This is a genomic window from Rhizobium tumorigenes (genome assembly GCF_003240565.2).
Lineage (GTDB): Bacteria > Pseudomonadota > Alphaproteobacteria > Rhizobiales > Rhizobiaceae > Rhizobium > Rhizobium tumorigenes.
The window spans coordinates 416,494-434,051 of sequence record NZ_CP117256.1 but is presented as its reverse complement, the minus strand read 5'-3'; the positions used below and the strand labels follow the sequence as shown (position 1 = coordinate 434,051).

The 17,558-nt window shown below is 62.4% G+C and carries 11 protein-coding genes; all 11 read right to left on the bottom strand.

Annotated elements, in window-relative coordinates:
- Positions 1–475: 475 nt before the first annotated feature.
- Positions 476–2,848, bottom strand: a complete 2,373-nt coding sequence (locus PR017_RS19810) for a beta-glucosidase (protein WP_111219272.1) — start codon at positions 2,846–2,848, stop codon at positions 476–478.
- A gap of 51 nt (positions 2,849–2,899) precedes the next feature.
- Positions 2,900–3,382 carry a MarR family winged helix-turn-helix transcriptional regulator gene (locus PR017_RS19805; RefSeq protein ID WP_111219274.1) on the bottom strand — a complete coding sequence of 161 codons (483 nt, stop codon included), beginning with the start codon at positions 3,380–3,382 and terminating at the stop codon, positions 2,900–2,902.
- 55 nt (positions 3,383–3,437) lie between these two features.
- Positions 3,438–4,037 (bottom strand): cysteine hydrolase family protein, encoded by a 600-nt coding sequence (locus PR017_RS19800; RefSeq protein WP_111219276.1) that lies wholly within the window; start codon positions 4,035–4,037, stop codon positions 3,438–3,440.
- Positions 4,037–5,086: an ABC transporter ATP-binding protein gene (locus PR017_RS19795; RefSeq protein ID WP_111219278.1), complete on the bottom strand. Its 1,050-nt coding sequence runs from the start codon at positions 5,084–5,086 to the stop codon at positions 4,037–4,039. The genes PR017_RS19800 and PR017_RS19795 overlap by 1 nt, the downstream gene beginning before the upstream one ends.
- Positions 5,073–5,852: an ABC transporter permease gene (locus tag PR017_RS19790; protein ID WP_111219280.1), complete on the bottom strand. Its 780-nt coding sequence runs from the start codon at positions 5,850–5,852 to the stop codon at positions 5,073–5,075. Before PR017_RS19790 ends, PR017_RS19795 begins: the two co-directional genes overlap by 14 nt.
- Positions 5,853–5,866: 14 nt before the next feature.
- The gene (locus tag PR017_RS19785) at positions 5,867–6,781 is read right to left on the bottom strand and encodes an ABC transporter permease (protein ID WP_111219282.1); all 915 of its coding nucleotides are present in this window, start codon (positions 6,779–6,781) and stop codon (positions 5,867–5,869) included.
- Complete coding sequence (locus PR017_RS19780) at positions 6,771–7,847, bottom strand: ABC transporter substrate-binding protein (RefSeq protein WP_111219284.1); 1,077 nt, start codon at positions 7,845–7,847, stop codon at positions 6,771–6,773. The genes PR017_RS19785 and PR017_RS19780 overlap by 11 nt, the downstream gene beginning before the upstream one ends.
- Before the next feature lie 358 nt (positions 7,848–8,205).
- Positions 8,206–10,452, bottom strand: coding sequence for an MGH1-like glycoside hydrolase domain-containing protein (locus PR017_RS19775; protein WP_111219286.1), 2,247 nt, complete (start codon positions 10,450–10,452; stop codon positions 8,206–8,208).
- Between the two features lie 4 nt (positions 10,453–10,456).
- Positions 10,457–13,144 carry a carbohydrate-binding protein gene (locus PR017_RS19770; RefSeq protein ID WP_111219288.1) on the bottom strand — a complete coding sequence of 896 codons (2,688 nt, stop codon included), beginning with the start codon at positions 13,142–13,144 and terminating at the stop codon, positions 10,457–10,459.
- Positions 13,145–13,154: 10 nt separating this feature from the next.
- The gene (locus PR017_RS19765; RefSeq protein WP_111219290.1) at positions 13,155–16,703 is read right to left on the bottom strand and encodes a molybdopterin cofactor-binding domain-containing protein; all 3,549 of its coding nucleotides are present in this window, start codon (positions 16,701–16,703) and stop codon (positions 13,155–13,157) included.
- A complete protein-coding gene (locus tag PR017_RS19760) occupies positions 16,700–17,224 on the bottom strand; it encodes a (2Fe-2S)-binding protein (RefSeq protein ID WP_425070045.1) in 525 nt (174 codons plus the stop codon). Before PR017_RS19760 ends, PR017_RS19765 begins: the two co-directional genes overlap by 4 nt.
- Positions 17,225–17,558 lie beyond the last annotated feature (334 nt).

Sequence of the window (17,558 nt, the reverse complement as noted above, 5' to 3'; positions counted from 1 at the left end):
CGGTTATTCGATGCGAGCAAGGCTGACATTCGCTTCTGAGTTATTTCAGACCTATGCTCTGGGAATTACAGGGTCGCAGTTCGTATCCCTTCAAGACCGCTGATTAACCATGGGAGCCACCTGAAATTCGCTGGAAAACAACCTCTTGCCGATGAATTCGACGAAAACCCACACTTTGGGTGAAAGATGCCGGCTCGAAGACCAGATCGGGTTAAACTGGCCGGGCGCATCGAGATGATCGATCAACAGTGGTGATAGCTCCCGGTCCGGTGCCAGGCGGCCGCGAGGAAATCCGGCATGCGACCGATACCCAACCCGCGCAGTACGGCGCAGTGTAGTGCTTCCATATTGTTGCATGTGAGGATGTGGCGAACCCTGACCTCGGGCTCTCCCGTGGGAAGTATGAGTGTTATGCCAGCTGGATGACACCGATCCCACGGCATGGCCTGCAGACATCCTTGCTTCCGTCGCGGCCTCACTCTGCACTGGTTTCGGGCATATCGATCTTGCCTTCATTCAACGCCATAAAGAGTGTCTCGATATCGGCCTCTGAAATTTCATCACCGATGTACCAGCTCAACGTGTCGTAGAAGCCTAGGAACGATCCGTCGAGCTCGTCCAGGAGCGCTATGGCATCTGGCTCGGACATATCGAGTTTTGCCATCAGCAGTGCCGTCAGCGCCGGGGCGGCTTTTGCGTTTGCAAAGACAAGCGACGGTGGCGAAAGCGCCGATAGCGGCGCCGGGGGATAGGTCTCGGAGACGCAGCCAAGGCGGCATTTGAGGCGTATGTCGCGGGAGGACGCGGCAGCTTCGATGACAAAGGCCTCCGCATCGAGCACCCAAGTGGCGCGGGAAACATCGAAATACTGGAAATCGCGCGGAGCGAGCGGCAGGGCCACGACCGTGGCCTCGCCCGGCTGGAGCGCAATCTTTGCAAATGCCTTGAGTTCCCGGACAGGCCGCCGGAGGCCCGGCTTTATGGGGCGGACGTAGAGTTGGGCGATTTCCTTGCCGGCCACAGATCCCGTATTGCGGATGGTGATGCTGGCAGTACAGCTCATCGAAGGACCGATGTCCTGTCTGTCTAGCACCATCTCCTCGTAGGAGAACTCAGTGTAGCTCAAGCCATGACCGAACGCGAAAAGCGGTGGCACGGCCTTGAAATCGTAGTAGCGGTAGCCGACGAATATTCCTTCGCTGTAGACGTGCCGATCATTTTCGCCGGGGTAAGTGTGCCAGCCGGGGATGTCCTCCAGGCGCTCAGGCATTGTCGTCGTCAGTTTCCCGCAGGGATTTTGTTCGCCGAACAGCACCCGCGCAATGGCCTCGCCGCCGCCCTGGCCGGGGTAGAAGCAGGCAAGCACGGCATCGACGCGGTCGAGCCATGGCATTTCGACCGCATCCGGCATGCTGAGCACGACGATGACCTTTCGTCCGGCACCGGCGAGGGCGCGGATGAGTTGGTCATGGCCGGCAGCCAGTCTGAGGCTGTCGCGATCATTGCCCTCTCCATTGCGACCCTTCTGGTTCTCGGCAAAGACGATGACCACCTGAGCCGAAGAGGCGGCCGCGAGGACGGCCTCCGTTGCAAACTCCAACGACACGTCGTCCGTCCTGGGAAAAGGAACGTGACGCACCGTCAGATCGGGGGAGGCACGCGCGGCGATCTGCGTGAACGGGTTGTCGACCCGATAGGGGTTGGTCGTCGCGGAGCCCGATCCCTGGATCGTCGGCACCAGGGCGCCGTCCCCGACGACCAGCATATCGCCGGAAGCGGCCGCATCGAGGGGTAGAGCCTGATGCTCGTTGCGCAGCAGCACGATGGATTCTGCCGCGATCTGGCGGGCGAGGGTATGGTGGAGATCGAGGTCCACCGGGACAGCCGGCTGGGCGCCAGCCTGGCAACGACGAGCGAGGGCGATCACCCGCGCGCAGGCCTCGTCGAGCCTGGCTTCGTCCACCTTTCCAGCCTCGACGGCGGCGAGAAGGCGGGCCTTGCGGGGCTTGCTTTCCGGCATGTCGAGGTCGTTGCCGGCTGCCAGCGATGCGGGCCGGTCCTTGATGGCGTGCCAGTCGGACAAGACGAGGCCATCATAGCCCCATTCGTCGCGCAGCACCTGCTTCAGCAGCCAGGGGTTCTCTGCGGCATGGATGCCATTGACCGGGTTATAGGCGCTCATGACCGTCCAGGGCGCGCTCTTTGCTATCGCCCGTTCGAAACCCGCGAGATAGATTTCCCGCAAGGCCCGCTCGTCCACGTCGGAACTGGTCGTCGTCCGCTCGATCTCGGAGTTGTTGCAGGCGAAGTGTTTCAGCGATGCGCCGACGCCATTGTCCTGCAAGCCGGAAATCAGGGCGGCGGCGAGCTCGCCATTGATCACCGGATCTTCCGAGTAATATTCATAGGCCCGTCCGGCAAGCGGCGTGCGCCGCGTGTTGATGCCGGGGCCGAGAAGGAGATGGATCCCGAGGCTCCGGCATTCGAGCGCCAGTGCTTCGCCCATCCGGTAAAGCAGGTCGAGGTCCCAGGAGCAGCCGACAAGGTTTCCGTTCGGAAAACAGGTCGCGGGCCTCGTCGTGCCGAACATTCCGCCTGTGTCGTCGGCCTGCTGGTTTACCACATCGAGAAATGCGGCAAGGCCATTCTCCTCGTCGTCGTCGGCATCGATCTGCGTCGTCGAGTAGCGCACGCCATAGGTTCCATCAGTCATCAGGATCGACTTGATCCCCAGCCTGTCGATGGCAGCTGTCCTCCAGAGGCCGGAGCCGCTGACGAGGTCGACCTTCTCCGCCGGCGTCATCGCCGCGACCAGCGAACGGATTTCCTTATCGTCAGCGGGAAACATGGCGGATTTTCCTTTGTTGGCATGCAGGAGGGAGGGACAGCGCGGGTCCCGTCAACTGATCTTCTGGAGCAGTTCCATCAGCATCATGCGTTCCGCTGTTGTCAGCGGGCCAAGCGTCTGCTGCGAGATCTCCAGCGCGATGGAAAGATTGCGCTCGACCATGGCCTCGCCTTCCACCGTCAGCGTCAGCACGAGGCGCCGCGCATCCGCCGCGTCAGGCGCCGTATGCACCAGGCCGCGCTTCACGAGCCGGTCGACGACGCCCTTGATGGTCGCCATGTCCATCGCCGTCTCGCGGCCGAGATTGCCCTGCGAGCAGGGTTGCAGGTCCTTGAGCTTGACGAGCGCCGCCCACTGGGTGGTCGTCAGCTTCTCGGCGATCAGGCTGGCGAAAATCGACACGTGGCGCTGGTTGGCCTGGCGCAGGAAGAAGCCGATCTGCTCGCCCAGCGTATACTGCGCCTGGTCGCGTTTCGGCGCCGGCGTCGCGGCACCGTTCGATTCCCGGGCGTTGTCCTTGAGCGGAATGTCCATCTTCTCTCTCAACCGGGCTCAAGGCTGCCGAAAACCGGCGACCCATGAAAAGCCGTCATGCGGACCACCGATCCAGAATGGCGTCCGTCGTCAAAATTTCAATCTGCTCCGAGAACCTCGGCGCCAGCCGCGTCAGCACCATATCATGGGCGACCATGTCGCCGCTGGCCAGGGCATCGCTGGCAAGGATCACCTTGTATCCGAGGTCCACCGCATCGAGCGCGCTGGCATAGACGCACACATCCGTCTCGACACCGGTGAAGACGATCGTATCGATACCCTGTTCCTCCAAGCGCTCCACGAAGCCCGGAGTCTCGAAGACGGAATAGGTCTTCTTGTCGACGATCGAACCCGGACGTGCCAGCGACGCCAGCGGCGCGACAAGATCCAGCATTTCCGGATCGAGTTCGTCCAGCGTCACCGCCTTCCAGCGCTCGTAGTAGCTCTGCCATTGTCCCCTCGCTTCGGCCGGCTGTTGGGGAACGACGAACCGGGCGAACACGGTCCTGTCCGGCCGCACTTCGGCAAGCTTTGCCACATTCGGCACGATGGCGGCGAGGCCAGGCGTGAACCAGGCCGTCTCTTCGGCAAAGAGCCGCTGCATGTCGATGACGACAAGCAACACGCTGCCGGACAGCGGCGCGCCCCTCATCATCAATCCAGTACGCAGACGGTGTGTTCCGGCGACCAGTTCAGTATCACCGTATCGCCTTCGCTGAGCAAGGTACCGTCCCTGTTCTGCACGAAGAGCTTGAGGGGGATACCATCGGCCGTTTCGAGCAGATAGGAGAGCACCGCTCCGGCGTAGATCACCGTCGTGATGCGTGCCGTCAGGTTGTTGCCTTCGCCATTGCCGGCGGCAATGGACATCTTCTCGGGGCGGACTGCCAGCGTTGCCTTGGTGCCGTTGGCCGGCAGGGTGCTGGCGCTGCGCACAATTGTGCCGTCCGGGAGCTTCACGCCGCCGTCCACGACGGTTCCGGTGAGGAAGTTGGAATCGCCGAGGAACTCCGCTGCAAAGCGCGTCAGCGGCTTTTCGTAGACGGCGTCGGGCGCGCCGACCTGGATGATGCGGCCCTTGTCGAGGATGGCGACCTTGTCGGAAAGGGTCAGGGCTTCTTCCTGGTCGTGGGTGACGAAGATTGTCGTAAGCCCGCTCTCGCGCTGGATGCGCAGCAGTTCGACCTGCATCTCCTGGCGAAGCCTTCGGTCGAGCGCTGACAGCGGCTCGTCGAGCAGCAGAACGCTCGGCTTGATGACGATGGCGCGTGCCAGTGCAACACGCTGCTGCTGGCCGCCGGAGAGCTGCTTCGGCATGCGGTTGGCAAAGCCGGGCAGGCGCACCATGTCCAGGGCGCGATCGACTTCCTTGCGGGCCGCCGCACCCTTGATGCCACGGCGCTCAAGACCGAACGCCACGTTCTGGGCAATCGTCATGTGCGGGAACAGCGCGTAGGACTGAAACATCATGCCGATGTTGCGGCCCCAGACGGGCACGTTGGTGACATCCTTGCTGCCGATGGTCACGACACCCTGGTCGGGCTTGATGAATCCGGCGATGATGCGCAGTAGCGTGGTCTTGCCGGAGCCGGATGGTCCGAGAAGGCTGGTGAACGAGCCCTCCGGAAACTCGGTGGTGATATCGGCGAGAACAGGCGTTGCGCCGTAGGTCTTGGCAACGGAATGGACGTTAACGTTTGTCACTTGTGTCTCCGGGCTTGGCGAAGCGCGCAAAAATCAGGATCACGGTCATCGAACCGAGAAGAAGAACGGTCGAGATAGCGTTGATTTCAGGGGTGAAGCCCTTGCGAATCGAGGAGTAAATCTGAACCGGCAATGTGGTGAAGCCGGGCGTTGCGAGGAAATAGGAGATCACGAACTGGTCGAGCGAGACCGCGAAGGCGAACAGGGCAGCCCCCAAGATGCTCGGATAGAGCAGCGGCAGGGTCACGGAGAAGAAGGCATGGACGGGCGTGGAGCCCAGGCTCATGGCGGCTTCCTCGAGGTCGGCCCGGATCGTTCGGAAGCCCGTTCCGACCACCAGCACCACATAGGGGATGGCAAGGGCGACATGGCCGATGATGATCGCATGCATGCCGCGACCGATGCCGGTCCAGTAGAAGAAGATCAGCATGGCCGTGCCGGTGATCAGCCACGGAATGGCGATCGGCGGCAGCAGCATGATCTGCAGGAAGCTCTTGCCGCGGAACGTGCTGCGCGACAGGGCAACCGATGCCATCGTGCCGAGCGTGGTCGCCAAAACAGCTGTGATGACGGCGATGAAGATACTGTTCATGCCTGCAGTCAGCAGGATGCTGTTGTTCCAGAGCGCCTCATACCAGCGGGTGGAGAAGGTGAAGGGCAGTTCGTAGAGCGGCGAAGCGTTGAAGCCCATGGCCATCATCACGAGGATCGGCGTGTAGAGAAAGACAAGGATGGCGATCAGATAGAAACGACCAAGCGATTTCATTCGGTGTTTCCTCCCTAGGCTGCCGTGCCACGGCGCAGGACGCCGGAGAACGTTGCAAAGATAGCCAGCACGACGGCAAGCAGCGTGAAAGACAGCGCGGCGCCCAGCGGCCAGTTGAAAGCCTGCGTGAACTGGTCCTCGATAACGGTGCCCATGGTCACGCCGACGCGGCCACCGAGAATGCGAGGTTCCATGAAGGACCCGATCACCGGAATGAAGGTCAGCACGGCGCCCGAGACAAGGCCGGGTGCTGCCATAGGCACGAGGATCTTGAAGAGAATGGTCCACCAGCGCGCGCCGAGACTGGAGGCAGCCTCGATGATCGCTTCATCGATGGTCACCAGCGCGATGTAGCAGGTGAGGATCATGTAGGGCAGGTAGCCATGCACCAGGCCGACAACGATCGCGTAGCGGCTGTAGAGAAAGCCGATCGAGCCGGCATCCGGAAAGACCATGTGGAGGAGCGTGTCGAGGAAGCCGTTCTCGCGCAGCACCATCGTCCAGGAAAACACGCGGACGAGACCGTTGGTCCAGAACGGCAGGAGGATGAGGATCAGCAGCATTTCGCGCGTCTTGCCGAACGTCGAGCGGGTGAGCGCGACAGCCGCCAGAAAACCGATCACGGCGCAGGAAAGCGTCGTCCAGAAGCCGATCACCAGCGACGTGACAGCAATGCCGACCAGATAGGGCTGGTCGATGAAGGCCCTGTACTGCTTCAGGGTGAAGACGATTGGCGCCTTGCCCATAGGAGTGGCCGACATGAAGCTGAAGACCAGCATGGTCAGCAGCGGCAGGAAAACAGCGAGGGTAAGCCAGCCATAGGTCGGCATCAGCAGCGCCGTCGTCGAAACCCAGGATGGAAGGGCGCGTCGTGAGCGCAGACCCGAGGGTCCGCGCTCCGACGTCAGTGTACCTGTCTCATTCCGCATAGAAGGCTTTCACTTCCTGCCACAGGTTGTTGAATGCTTCGCGGCGATCATCCGGGAGAGCCGACATGATGCCCATGGTCTTGAGGTATTCCGGCTTGTGAACCTGGCGGCTCAGGTCGTCGGCCGGAAGAGCGGCCAGTGCTGCCGAGTTGGACGAGGCCGGCGCGCCGACCTTGGTCGCCCATTCGAGATAGAAGGTCGGGTCGATCAGCCAGTTTGCGAAAGCCAGCGCGCCTTCCGCATTCGGGGCGGATGCAGGAATGCCGAGACCGTCGACCCAGCCGATGCCGCCTTCCTTGGGAACGACGAAATCGACAGGCAGCTTCGAATTGCGCTTTGAGCGCACGGAGCCACCCGACCAGAACAGCGAAAGGTCGAATTCCTTGGCTGCGAACGACTTGTTCCACTGGTCTTCCGTCGACCACAGCAGCTTTACGTTCGGCTTGATGGATTTCAGCGCATCGCGGACGGCGCGGAGATCCTTGGGATTGTTGATGTCCTGGCCGGTCATCAGCGCGCCGGCGGCAACGCTGATGATCGCGTCGTCGTCCATGGCAACGCGGCCCTTGTAGGCCGGATCCGCCAAGACCTTGTAGCTGTCCGGAACAGGCATGCCGTCACGGATCGCCAGCGAGGTCATGCCCCAGACCCACGGAACCGCATAGCCCTTGCCGTCCTTTAGGAAATTGGCGTTGGAGCGGAGATTGGCATCGATCGTAGCGGCGTTCGGAACCTTGCTGAAATCGATCGGCTGCAGCAGATCTTCCGCCGTTGCCTGCGCGCAGCGGGCGGCATTCAGGATGACCATGTCGTAGGCGCCCGGATTGGTGCGCAGCTTGGTCAGCATTTCCGATTCCGAACTGTAGTAGTCGTGGACGACTTCGATGCCGGTCTTTTCTGCGAAGGCCTTGATCGACCAGGCTTCGTCGGTGCCGTAGCCCTGCCAGTTCAGGACCGTGATCTTGCCGGCCGAAAAGGCACGGCTCGGCAGGCCCGAGAATGCGGCACCGGCAATCATTGCGCCGGACATCAGCTTCAGCGCGTTGCGTCTTGTGATTTCAGTCATGTGTAACCCCTCATGAAAATTCACTGTTTTCAGTGTTCACGGCCGAAGCCGCCGACCCAGGCGATATAAAAATCAAAGGCAACTCGCGTTTCACAAAACGCGCCATATGATTTGTACACAAACTAATCTAGGAAAGGCGAACAACCTGGACATGCGTATCTGAAGGCAAGCGTCTTCGCAGCGCCGTTCGCCACGGCACCAATATAAACGCAATTCTATCAGTCACAGCCAGTAGGATGCTGACATCGCGAGCAGAGCGCTTCGACGCACAGACTTCCGTTCAACCCTCTTGCTCTTCCGGCAGTCTTTTTAATTTGTATGCAAAGTAATATGCGCATTTGTCACATGTCAAGTTCCATCAAGTGCCATTGATGTCCACGCTGTCAAAAAAATAGAGATTCAATTTCCGGCCTAGGGCGGATGGCGATATTTCGACGCGGACGCCGTCCGCAGCCGCCTCGAAAGCGAGCTCCTCGCCACCCAGCCGCGCCGCCACGATGCTGCCATGAGCGACGTGCGGCAGGCTGATGAAACCGGCGCTATCCACCGGTCCGATCGTGCAGGCAAAACGTGCATCGCTGAAGGCGATCTGCGACAGGTTGGTCTGGAGATCGGTCGTGAGCGACAGGCGTCCGTCCAGCGTCATCTCCAGCAGGCCGCCGGCAACAGATAGCGACATCATGCCGGAAGGAGACAGCATCGGCCCGATCGAAAGATCGGCGCCCGTGTTGTGCAGTGTCCAGCCGGTCCACGGATCGAAGTCGACAATCTCGCCGACGGCCATCAGCGGCAGCAAGGCTGCCCAGATATAGAAGGGATCCGTATCGCCCTGGTCCATCGCTTCGCCGGTCACGGCATTGTAGTTTTCCGACGCGATGCGGTCGTTGCTCCAGTTTTTCATGAAGAGTTCATAGCTCTGACGCGCGAGCTTGCTTGCCTCGGCCGCAAAGCCGTAGCGGCGCAGGCCGAGCCAGACCATGTAGTTGACGTTCGGCCAGATGCGGCCGCGCCAGTATACGTTGTCGGCAAAGGCCGGATCGTCGCGCGTCGCATTCGGGAGGACGTAGTCGCCGCCGAAGGTCGTCTCGTCATTGAGGTGCCCAAGCAGCCGCTCGGCCTGCTCGGGACTGGCAGCGCCGCACAGCAGGGGATAGAAGCTGGTGGGCGAGAGCGACCGGACGAAGCCGCCGTGGCGCTGGCGGTTGGCGAATATGCCTCGGCTCTCGTCCCACAGATGCTCGGAGATCAGCTTACGGCACCGCTCGGCGATCGCTCCGAATTCACGGGCATCGTCATCCTTGCCGAGAACTGCTGCCATTTTCGCCAGCATTTCCGCGTCGAGAACAGCGGCGCAATTCAGCCCCAGATCGAATGTCGACAGGGTGCGGGTCACGGGATCATAGATAGCCTCGTCATGCGTGGCGGAGTTGTCCATGCCGGTCTCGTTGCGTGCGGCGAAATGCGTACCCTTGTAGAGACCTTCGCCGACATCGGATGTGCCGCAGGACAACAGCCCGAAGGCATCGGGATCGCGATGCTCGCGCCACCAGCGTTGATTGCGGGCCAGCGCGTCGTAGCTTGCGGCCAGCAGCGAGCGTTCGCCGGTGCGCTGGTAGAGCTGCCAGACGACGAGCGCGCCGTTCGGATGCTGGCTGCGATCCACCCAGGCATCGTTCGAGGTGACGATGCAGGCGATGTTGCCCTGGGGCGTGGCGCTCGCCATCGCCGTCGCCATGTTCTCGCGCGCCAGATCGGCGTCGAAGACGCCGGCGAGCAGTGCCGCAAACAGCTGGTCGTTGTACCAGACTGCAAATTTTCCAAGATTCCAGATGCGTGTCACGGCCGTGTAGGGTCGGGCATTGGTCTCGTCCCAGATCGTGTTCCAGGCAACCACATCGCGGATCGCATCGAGCGAACCTTCATAGTTGCCGTCATGGGCGCTTGAAGCGGCGGCCGCCTTGCCTGCGGCGAGACAAGCCTCGGCCTTTGCGATGGCAAGCTCCGCACTGTCGGCCACTGCGGCGGCGTAGGCGCCCTGGCGCATCATTTCCAGGTTGAAGCGCAGCCCGATGACCGGCGCTTCGTTCTTCCGGCTCGCGGTGTAGAAATAGCCGTTTGTCTCGAAATCGCCCCTCAGCGCCTCGATCGTATCATGGCCCGTCACATGCACCGGTGCTTCCGCCGTGGCGACGGCCACGAAGCGCGTGCCGATCTTGACGAGGGTGATGCCGCGGCCTGTCTCGTAAGTGACCAACTCGCCGCTATCGGCCGAGATTGCCATCGTCAACCAGAAGCGCAGGCCCCATTCACCGGCAGCCTTGCCCTCCCAGCTGCCGCGAACCGCGAAAGGATCGGCCTTGTCGGTGCTGAACGCGACGGTCGTGCCGCTGTGGTCGGTTTCCAGCTCGATCAGTGATCCATCGATCGCGTGGCGGCCGAGCCGCACGGTGTCGCGCCGCGGCTCGATGAGGGATGTCGTCCGGCTGCGGGTCGAATAGAGAACGGGCGTGATGCGCATGCCGAGCGGCAGGAACACCATTTCGGCGGGTCGGTCGGACCAGCTGTTCCAGGCGCGCATCAGGGGGACTGTCGAGTGTTTTAGCATGATCTCATTCCGGTCGGTTTCGCAGCGGCACGAGGCGAGGCGGGGCGCCCAACCCGCTCCTGTCCAGGGTGCTGCCGAGATAGGGTGTGTTGTGGTAGTAGCGGTTTGCCGCCGTATTGGCGACATGAAGCTCGAGTTGATGCGTACCAGCAGCGAGGCGGAGGAGAGAAAAGCAATAGGGCCGCCATCCGCGCCGTCCCACTTCGGCTCCGTCGACATAAGCGGTCACGGCCGTATGCACCACCGGCAGTTCCAGTATCCAGTCGCCTTCGGCTTCCGTGGTGAAGGAGAGGCGATAGATGCCGGTTCCGCTGAAGGCCGCAAAGCCTTGCACCTCCCAGCCATTCTCGACGGATATGGATACCGAAACCTGGCCTTCTCCCGGCGCGAACGTCCATCCAACCGCCAAGGCGATTGCTCGGCTTCGGTCAAGCGGCGGCTGGCTCGATAGCTGGCCAGATCCGGCAACCGCCTGTGAAGTTGCGCAAAGGCGGATGCAACGCACCTCTTGCGGCTCAAGAAGGACAGTGAGGTGCTGGACGCCAGCGAACGGTTCCGCAGTGCCTTGTTCCGGATCCCATATTTCGTAGTCGAAACCCTCGCCAAGCGCGATGTCAAAACGCATCTCCTGCGCGCCATCGTTGAAGACAACCATCCGCCACCAGCCATCCCGATCGCAGCCGACCCAGTGCCATGGCTTGCGACCCTGTATCTGTGGGCCTGAAGAAGCGATGGTCGAGAGCAGCGCGGACATTGCCTGCGCATCCGGCACGGCCTCGAGATGCCTGGTTACCTCGATCGGACCGACCGGCTTCTGCCCGGCGCATACCCCTGACAGCCGTTCGCCGGAGGACCACACCTGGCCGCCGATATTCCGGAATGCATCGAGCCTCTCGATCGTCACTGCCGATTGCAACACGGTGGTGGACGGCAGGACAACCGCGTCGAAAGCAAGACCGGATGCGAGCAGTCGCCCGTCTTCAAACGTTGCGTCGGCGACATCCCGCTCGCTCACGAACATGAAGTCGCAGCCTTGGGCCAGCAATTGTTCGCACCAGGCTCCGATATGGGCGGCATGGCTGTGCCGTGGCCCTTCGGCAAAGGCTGTATACAGCGGATAGAGGATCGCGACCGGTGTTCGCGGCGTAGCCGGCTCGATGAAGGCGGAGACGCGCGCGATCTCCACGGCAAAAAGATCGTGATAGGCCCACCATGGCTCGAAATTGATGCCGGGGGCGAAATCGAAGCGCGGATTGGTGAAGGGCGTCGGGTCATTGTCGCGACCGTCCGTCTGGTAGACGCCGTGCCAGAGGAACTGCCGGGCGCCGAGGCAGGCGAGGCGGATGGCCCCGGCGCGCGCTGCCTCGAGCGTCACCTCCCACTGGCCGGCCGCTCTGACCTCGGTGCGTCCGGCACTGAAATAGGTCTCGACGACGCAGCGGCTGCGCCCGTTCGAGCGGGCCACGGAATCGCCCAGCTTGGGGGAAAGCTGCGGGTCGAGGTTGTTTGCATCCACGGCCGTCCGATGGCGGAAGGCATCGATGCCGAAGAAGTCGACGGCAGGCGCGACGCGCGGATCGATGCTGGTGAAGCCGCCATTGGGCGCCCAGGAGCCGACATGGGCCAGCACTTCATGCCCCGTCAGGACGATGCGCTTTTCCTCCGCCCATTTCCGCAGCGTGCCGAAGAAGGCTTCATTCATCAGGTCGGCATAGGCGGCGTGAAACCGCGCACGCAGTTGCAGGGTCCCGGGCCCGACGTCACATACGACCGCAAGCAGGACAAGCGCGAAGGGTGTCATGGCATTAGTTTCAACATGGTCCCGAAGGCCAGGCGCATACAGCAGGCTGTTTCCGAGATTGCCGACCATCTCGTTCCAGCGATAGAAACCGGGGGCGGGCTGATCGTAGAATACGGATTCCACCGTGTGCGGCACGTGTTCGCCCAGTGCCGCAACAAGGGGCTCGAGGCCGACATCGATGAAGTGCTCGGCAGCCTCAGGCAGCAGGTAGTTGATGATCCTGGAGGTCGAGGAGCGTGCGCTGACGAAAACCGTCAGCATCGAGCCTGGTACGATCTCGCCATCATATACATAGGTGCAGGCAGTGGGATCGGAGCCGGCGATGCGGACGCGCGAAGTCACGTCGACGATCTCATCCAGGCTGTTGATCGCAGCGGACGGATGCAGTAGCGCCGCCTCGATCGTCCATTCGCGCCACCCGATGCGCCCGCCTTCGTATTGCCAGGCAATGATGTCGGCACCCATCGTCTGCGTGAAGGACGGACGGATCCTGCTGATCCCCCCTTCGCTATGGAGCGCTGACGACCAGAACAGGTGGCGTTCCCGCAGATCGTCACGCCCTTCCACCGTGCGGCCGCCGGCCTGGCCGCTGATCCAGTTATACTCGTCGTATATGCCGAGTTTCAGCCCCAGTTCGGACGCGACATCGGCTGCATCGCGGTAGGCGGCCAGATAATCGGGCGACAGATAGGCTTCGAGCGGCAGGGCAAGCCGCGCCTGGATCAGGATGGTGCCGATACCCTTCGCCTGGAAATCGACAAGTTGCGTCCGGCAGGTCGCCTTGTCCGGAATGCTGTGCCAGAACCAGTAGGCGGATGGGCGAAATGCAGCTGTCGGCGTCCGGAAGAGCGTCCGACTGTCGAAATCCGCAATGGATGCTGTTTCCCGCAAAGCGTCTTCCTCAGTGTGCGGTGGCAGCCGCGCGTTGGATAGCGGCCGAAGCGTCGTTCCATGCCGGCTTGTCCGGCGCAAAGCGGGCCCTGAGATAGGTGGTGAGATCCTTCAACTGGCTCTCGCTCAGCGTATTGCGGAATGACGGCATCGACATGACTTCGGGTGCCTCGCGCCCTGTCGTCGCGGCGAGGATCGCCGGCGCCTCGACGCCGCCGAGGATTGCCTGGATGACGTTGTCGGGCGTATCGGCGTGCAAGTTGCTGTTCAGCGCCAGGGACGAGAGGACCGTGTTGCCGGCATGGCAGGTGGCACAGGCGCCGTTGAAGATCCGCTCGCCCTTCGGGGAGACAAGCGCTGCATCGCGCCTGGCGTCTTCGCTGGCAGCGATGGCGGCCTCGCTCTGAACCGCGGCCTTGGCGGGATCGCCGTCCTTGTTGAGGCTGGCAAGATAGTTTGCCATGGCGCGGATATCCGAATCCGGCAGCGGCTGCATGACCTCCACCACATGGGCCATCGGACCGGCGGCGCTGCCGTGGTCACGTGAATGGCCGCTGCGCAGGTAGTCATAGAAGGCGTCTTCCGTCCAGCCGACGGGGCCCTTGCCCATGGCATTGAGCGCAGGCGCCTCCCAACCGTCGGCAAAGCCACCTGAAAGATGGGCGCTTCCCGTCTTCTCGGCACCCAGCGCATTGCGTTCCGTGTGGCAGGCGGAGCAGTGGCCGAGCGTCTCCACGAGATACGCCCCCCGGTTCCAGCTCGCATCGCGCGTCTTTTCGTAGCCTATCGGCGTCGCCTTGAGGAAGAGCGCGTTCCATCCAGCCATCATCATCCGGATGCTGAAGGGGAATTTGAGCTTCGTCTCCGGCGCCTTTTCGGCCACCGCCGATTGCGTCATCATATAGGCATAGAGCGCCTGCAGGTCCGCATCTTCAGCGCCGGCAAAGGATGTGTAGGGATGGGCCGGATAGAGATGGTGCCCATCGCGGCTGATGCCCTCGCGCATCGCACGTTCGAAAGCCGGATAGGACCAGCCCCCGATACCGTTGGTCACATCAGGGGTGATGTTGGTCGCGTAGACAGTCCCGAAGGCCGTATCGAACCGCCGCCCGCCGGCAAAGGGCGTTCCGTCATTGCCGACATGGCAGACATTGCAGGCGCCGACCGCAGCGGCCAGCCTTCCGCGCTCGATGGTGGCAGCGCTGTAGACGTTCGTATCGGGTCTCTCGATAGTGGCGATGGACGGGCGCCAGGGCGAAGCCATCGTCGCCAGGCCGGCTATCGCCGCCACGGCCCCGGCCGCAGACAGGCCGAGATTCCACCATCGTTTCTTGACTGCGGGCGGCGCTTTCGGCACGGCGGGCGCATCGCCCCTCAGTGCCGACAGCACCAGCTCCGGCGTCAGCGGCAGTTCGCGGAAACGTATGCCGGTCGCATCGTACACCGCGTTGGCAATGGCCGAGGCACTGGGCACGGAGGCGGATTCGCCGACGCCAAGCGGAGGCTCGTCATGCCGCGGCACCATCAGCACGTCGATATCGGGGAGTTCAGGGAAGGTGATGAGCGGGTAGCCACCCCATTCTCTCGAGGTGACGGCGGTGGAGGAGAATTCGACGCGCTCCTTCAGCACGCGGCTGGTTGACTGGATGATGTTGCCGTGGATCTGGTGCCTGACGCCGTCGGGATTGATCATCATCCCGGAATCCTGCGCGCAGGTTACCTTCGTCACCGCGATCTGGCCGGTTTTGGTGTTGACCGCGACGTCGGCCACCCAGGCCGCCCAGGCCGCCGCTTTGCCGGGGAAGGGGCCGTGGATATAGACGGCATAGGCAAAACCGCGCCCGTAGAGCAGGTCGCCTTCGCCACCGAGCGTGCCCCATTTTGTGTGGGGTACCCAGTTGGCCCGTTCCGCCAAAGCGTGAACCAGATCGACCGCGCGCGGATCGTGCAGGTAGCGCAGACGATATTCGATGGGGTCGACGCCGGCCGCGGCCGCAAGCTCGTCGATATAGCATTCATGGGCGAAGGTATTTGGCATCGCCGAGACGCCGCGAAACCACGAGGCGCGCGCGATCGGCGGCATGTCGTGCACGGTGACCCGCAGATTGCCGTAGGCATAGGGCGGGATCGCCGTGCGGTCGCCCATCTGGACCACATCCGATACCGGCGGCACCTTGCCCGTCAGGATCAGCGACAGAGTGGGCGCGAGATTGGACGGATAGCGCGTCTCGAAATCATAGGCCGATGGCCCACCTTCCAGATCGAGGCCGCCGCGCACGTCCATCACCTGCGCTGCCCCCTTCGGCTCCCAGGCATGCTCCTGCTCGCGTGTCAGCTGGACGCGGACGGGCGCCCGGACGGCCCGGGACAGAAGTGCTGCATCGGCGGTGACATCGTCGGCGCAGTTGCGGCCATAGCAGCCCGCCGCCTCCAGACGTTCCACCTGGATCCGGTCTTCCGGCATGTCCAGGAGCAGCGCCAGATCGCGGCGCATCGGAAAGGGGTTCTGCGTCCCGGACCAGACGGTCAGTCCGTTGTCGCCATAATCCGCCACTGCGCAGGACGGACCGATGGAGCCGTGCATCTGGTAGGGCCAGACATAGGTGCGGTTCATCGGCTCGGCGCTGCCGTCCAGCGCCATATCGACGTTGCCGCGATCGATGAGCTTGCGCGGGGTTGCGGGGTTGGCGCGCAGCGCCATCTCCGGCGCATTCAGATCCGGCCGTTCGGGCGGCACGCGCCAGACAACAACAAGCGTCTTTGCAGCCTCCATGGCGATTTCTTCGCGCGTTGCGACGACGCCGACGAAATCACCAATGGCGACGACGCCGACGACGCCGTCGATGTGGGCGATCGAGCCTTCATCGATGGAGATCAGACTGTTGCCGACGTGCTCGCCATTATCGAAACCGGCATAAAGCGGCCGGATGACGCGACCATGCAGCATGCCGGGCACGCGCACGTCGTGCACGTAGGTCCACTCACCGGTTGCCTTTGCCGGTATGTCCACCCGGGGCAGCGAGGCGCCGACGATCCGGTAGGCGGATGCGGGCTTCAGCGCGGCTGTCGCATCGATCGACAGTCGCACATGCTCGCCGGCCACGAGTTCTGCGAAGGTGAGGCTCCAGTTCTCTCCGCCGTCGGCACGTATGATGCCGTCATGCAGGATGAGATGTTCGACGGCCGTGTCCTTCAGGGTGGAAGCCTTTGCCATCAGATGGTGTCGCGCGGTCGCGGCGGCCTGCCTCAGGGGCACAGCGGTGATCTGGATCGTCTCGCTGGCAATCGTGGCACCCTGGTTGGGCGCCGCAGAGGTCGCTCCCAGCACCATGTCCACATGCTCGAAGGGTACGTCCAGCTCTTCCGCGACGATCTGCGCCAGCGATGTGCGGATACCCGTTCCGAGATCGACATGGCCGTTGAAAGCCTTGACGCGACCGTCCCGGTCGATGGCGATATAGAGCTCGGCCTCGTCGCCGCGGGATTTGTCCGAAACGACGAGAAGAATGTCGGAGCTCGAGAAATAGGAGGATTTCGACGCTTCGCGTTGGGTGTTCATGGCGAAACCTCGTTTCGGGCCTCTGCCGATCCGCCGAATGCGCGGTCGGTCCTGGCGTAGGCGACGGCGCGGCGTGCTGCAGCGAGTATTTCCATATGCGTGCCGCAACGGCAAAGATGATGCCGCAGAGCGTCGCGAATATCGGCCTCATCCGGCTCGGCCTTGGCTTCCAGCAGCCCGACGATGGCAATGATCATGCCGTTCAGGCAGTATCCGCACTGCGCGGCGGCCTCCTCGATGAAGGCGCGCTGGACGACATGCAGACGGCCAGACTTTGCCAGGCCCTCCAGCGTCGTCACCTGCCTGCTCCCCAGGGCCTTCAGCGGCACGGTGCAGGAGCGAACGGCCCTGCCATCCACCAGCACTGCGCAGGCGCCGCACTCACCGAGGCCGCAACCGTATTTGGGGCCGTTGAGGCAGAGATCGTTTCGGAGGATATAAAGAAGTGGCGTTGCGCCACCCGCTTCGACGTCGCTGACGGCGCCGTTGACGTTCAGCCTGAATGAGCCGACCTCCTTCAAGAGCCGGACTCCAAAGCACGGGCGCAGGCCGAAACCGGTCCGCCGGCACTCACGCACACCATTATGCCGCAGACCTCGCTTCGACGCCCGCAAAACATAATGACGTGATCGAAAATCACGTCACGCATCTGCTGTTCCTTGCTTATTTATAAAGCGTATGCACTTTATATGACCGTTTCTCCGTGCGCATGCGCGTGCCGGCAAGCAAGACGATATCCATATTTTCGGGAAAAGCTAGCCGGATTTTTTGCAAAAATGCAAAAGCCAGACTTGCTATTTATAGCGTATGCGCTAAAAATTTCATCATGCCTCGAATTGCAAGATTATGCGTCAA

Bases quoted from the DNA above. Each gene is read 5' to 3' on its own strand.
- PR017_RS19780 (WP_111219284.1), bottom strand. From the start codon at position 7,847: ATGACTGAAATCACAAGACGCAACGCGCTGAAGCTGATGTCCGGCGCA.
- PR017_RS19800 (WP_111219276.1), bottom strand. From the start codon at position 4,037: ATGATGAGGGGCGCGCCGCTGTCCGGCAGCGTGTTGCTTGTCGTCATC.
- PR017_RS19790 (WP_111219280.1), bottom strand. From the start codon at position 5,852: ATGAAATCGCTTGGTCGTTTCTATCTGATCGCCATCCTTGTCTTTCTC.
- PR017_RS19785 (WP_111219282.1), bottom strand. From the start codon at position 6,781: ATGCGGAATGAGACAGGTACACTGACGTCGGAGCGCGGACCCTCGGGT.
- PR017_RS19765 (WP_111219290.1), bottom strand. From the start codon at position 16,703: ATGAACACCCAACGCGAAGCGTCGAAATCCTCCTATTTCTCGAGCTCC.
- PR017_RS19775 (WP_111219286.1), bottom strand. From the start codon at position 10,452: ATGCTAAAACACTCGACAGTCCCCCTGATGCGCGCCTGGAACAGCTGG.
- PR017_RS19805 (WP_111219274.1), bottom strand. From the start codon at position 3,382: ATGGACATTCCGCTCAAGGACAACGCCCGGGAATCGAACGGTGCCGCG.
- PR017_RS19810 (WP_111219272.1), bottom strand. From the start codon at position 2,848: ATGTTTCCCGCTGACGATAAGGAAATCCGTTCGCTGGTCGCGGCGATG.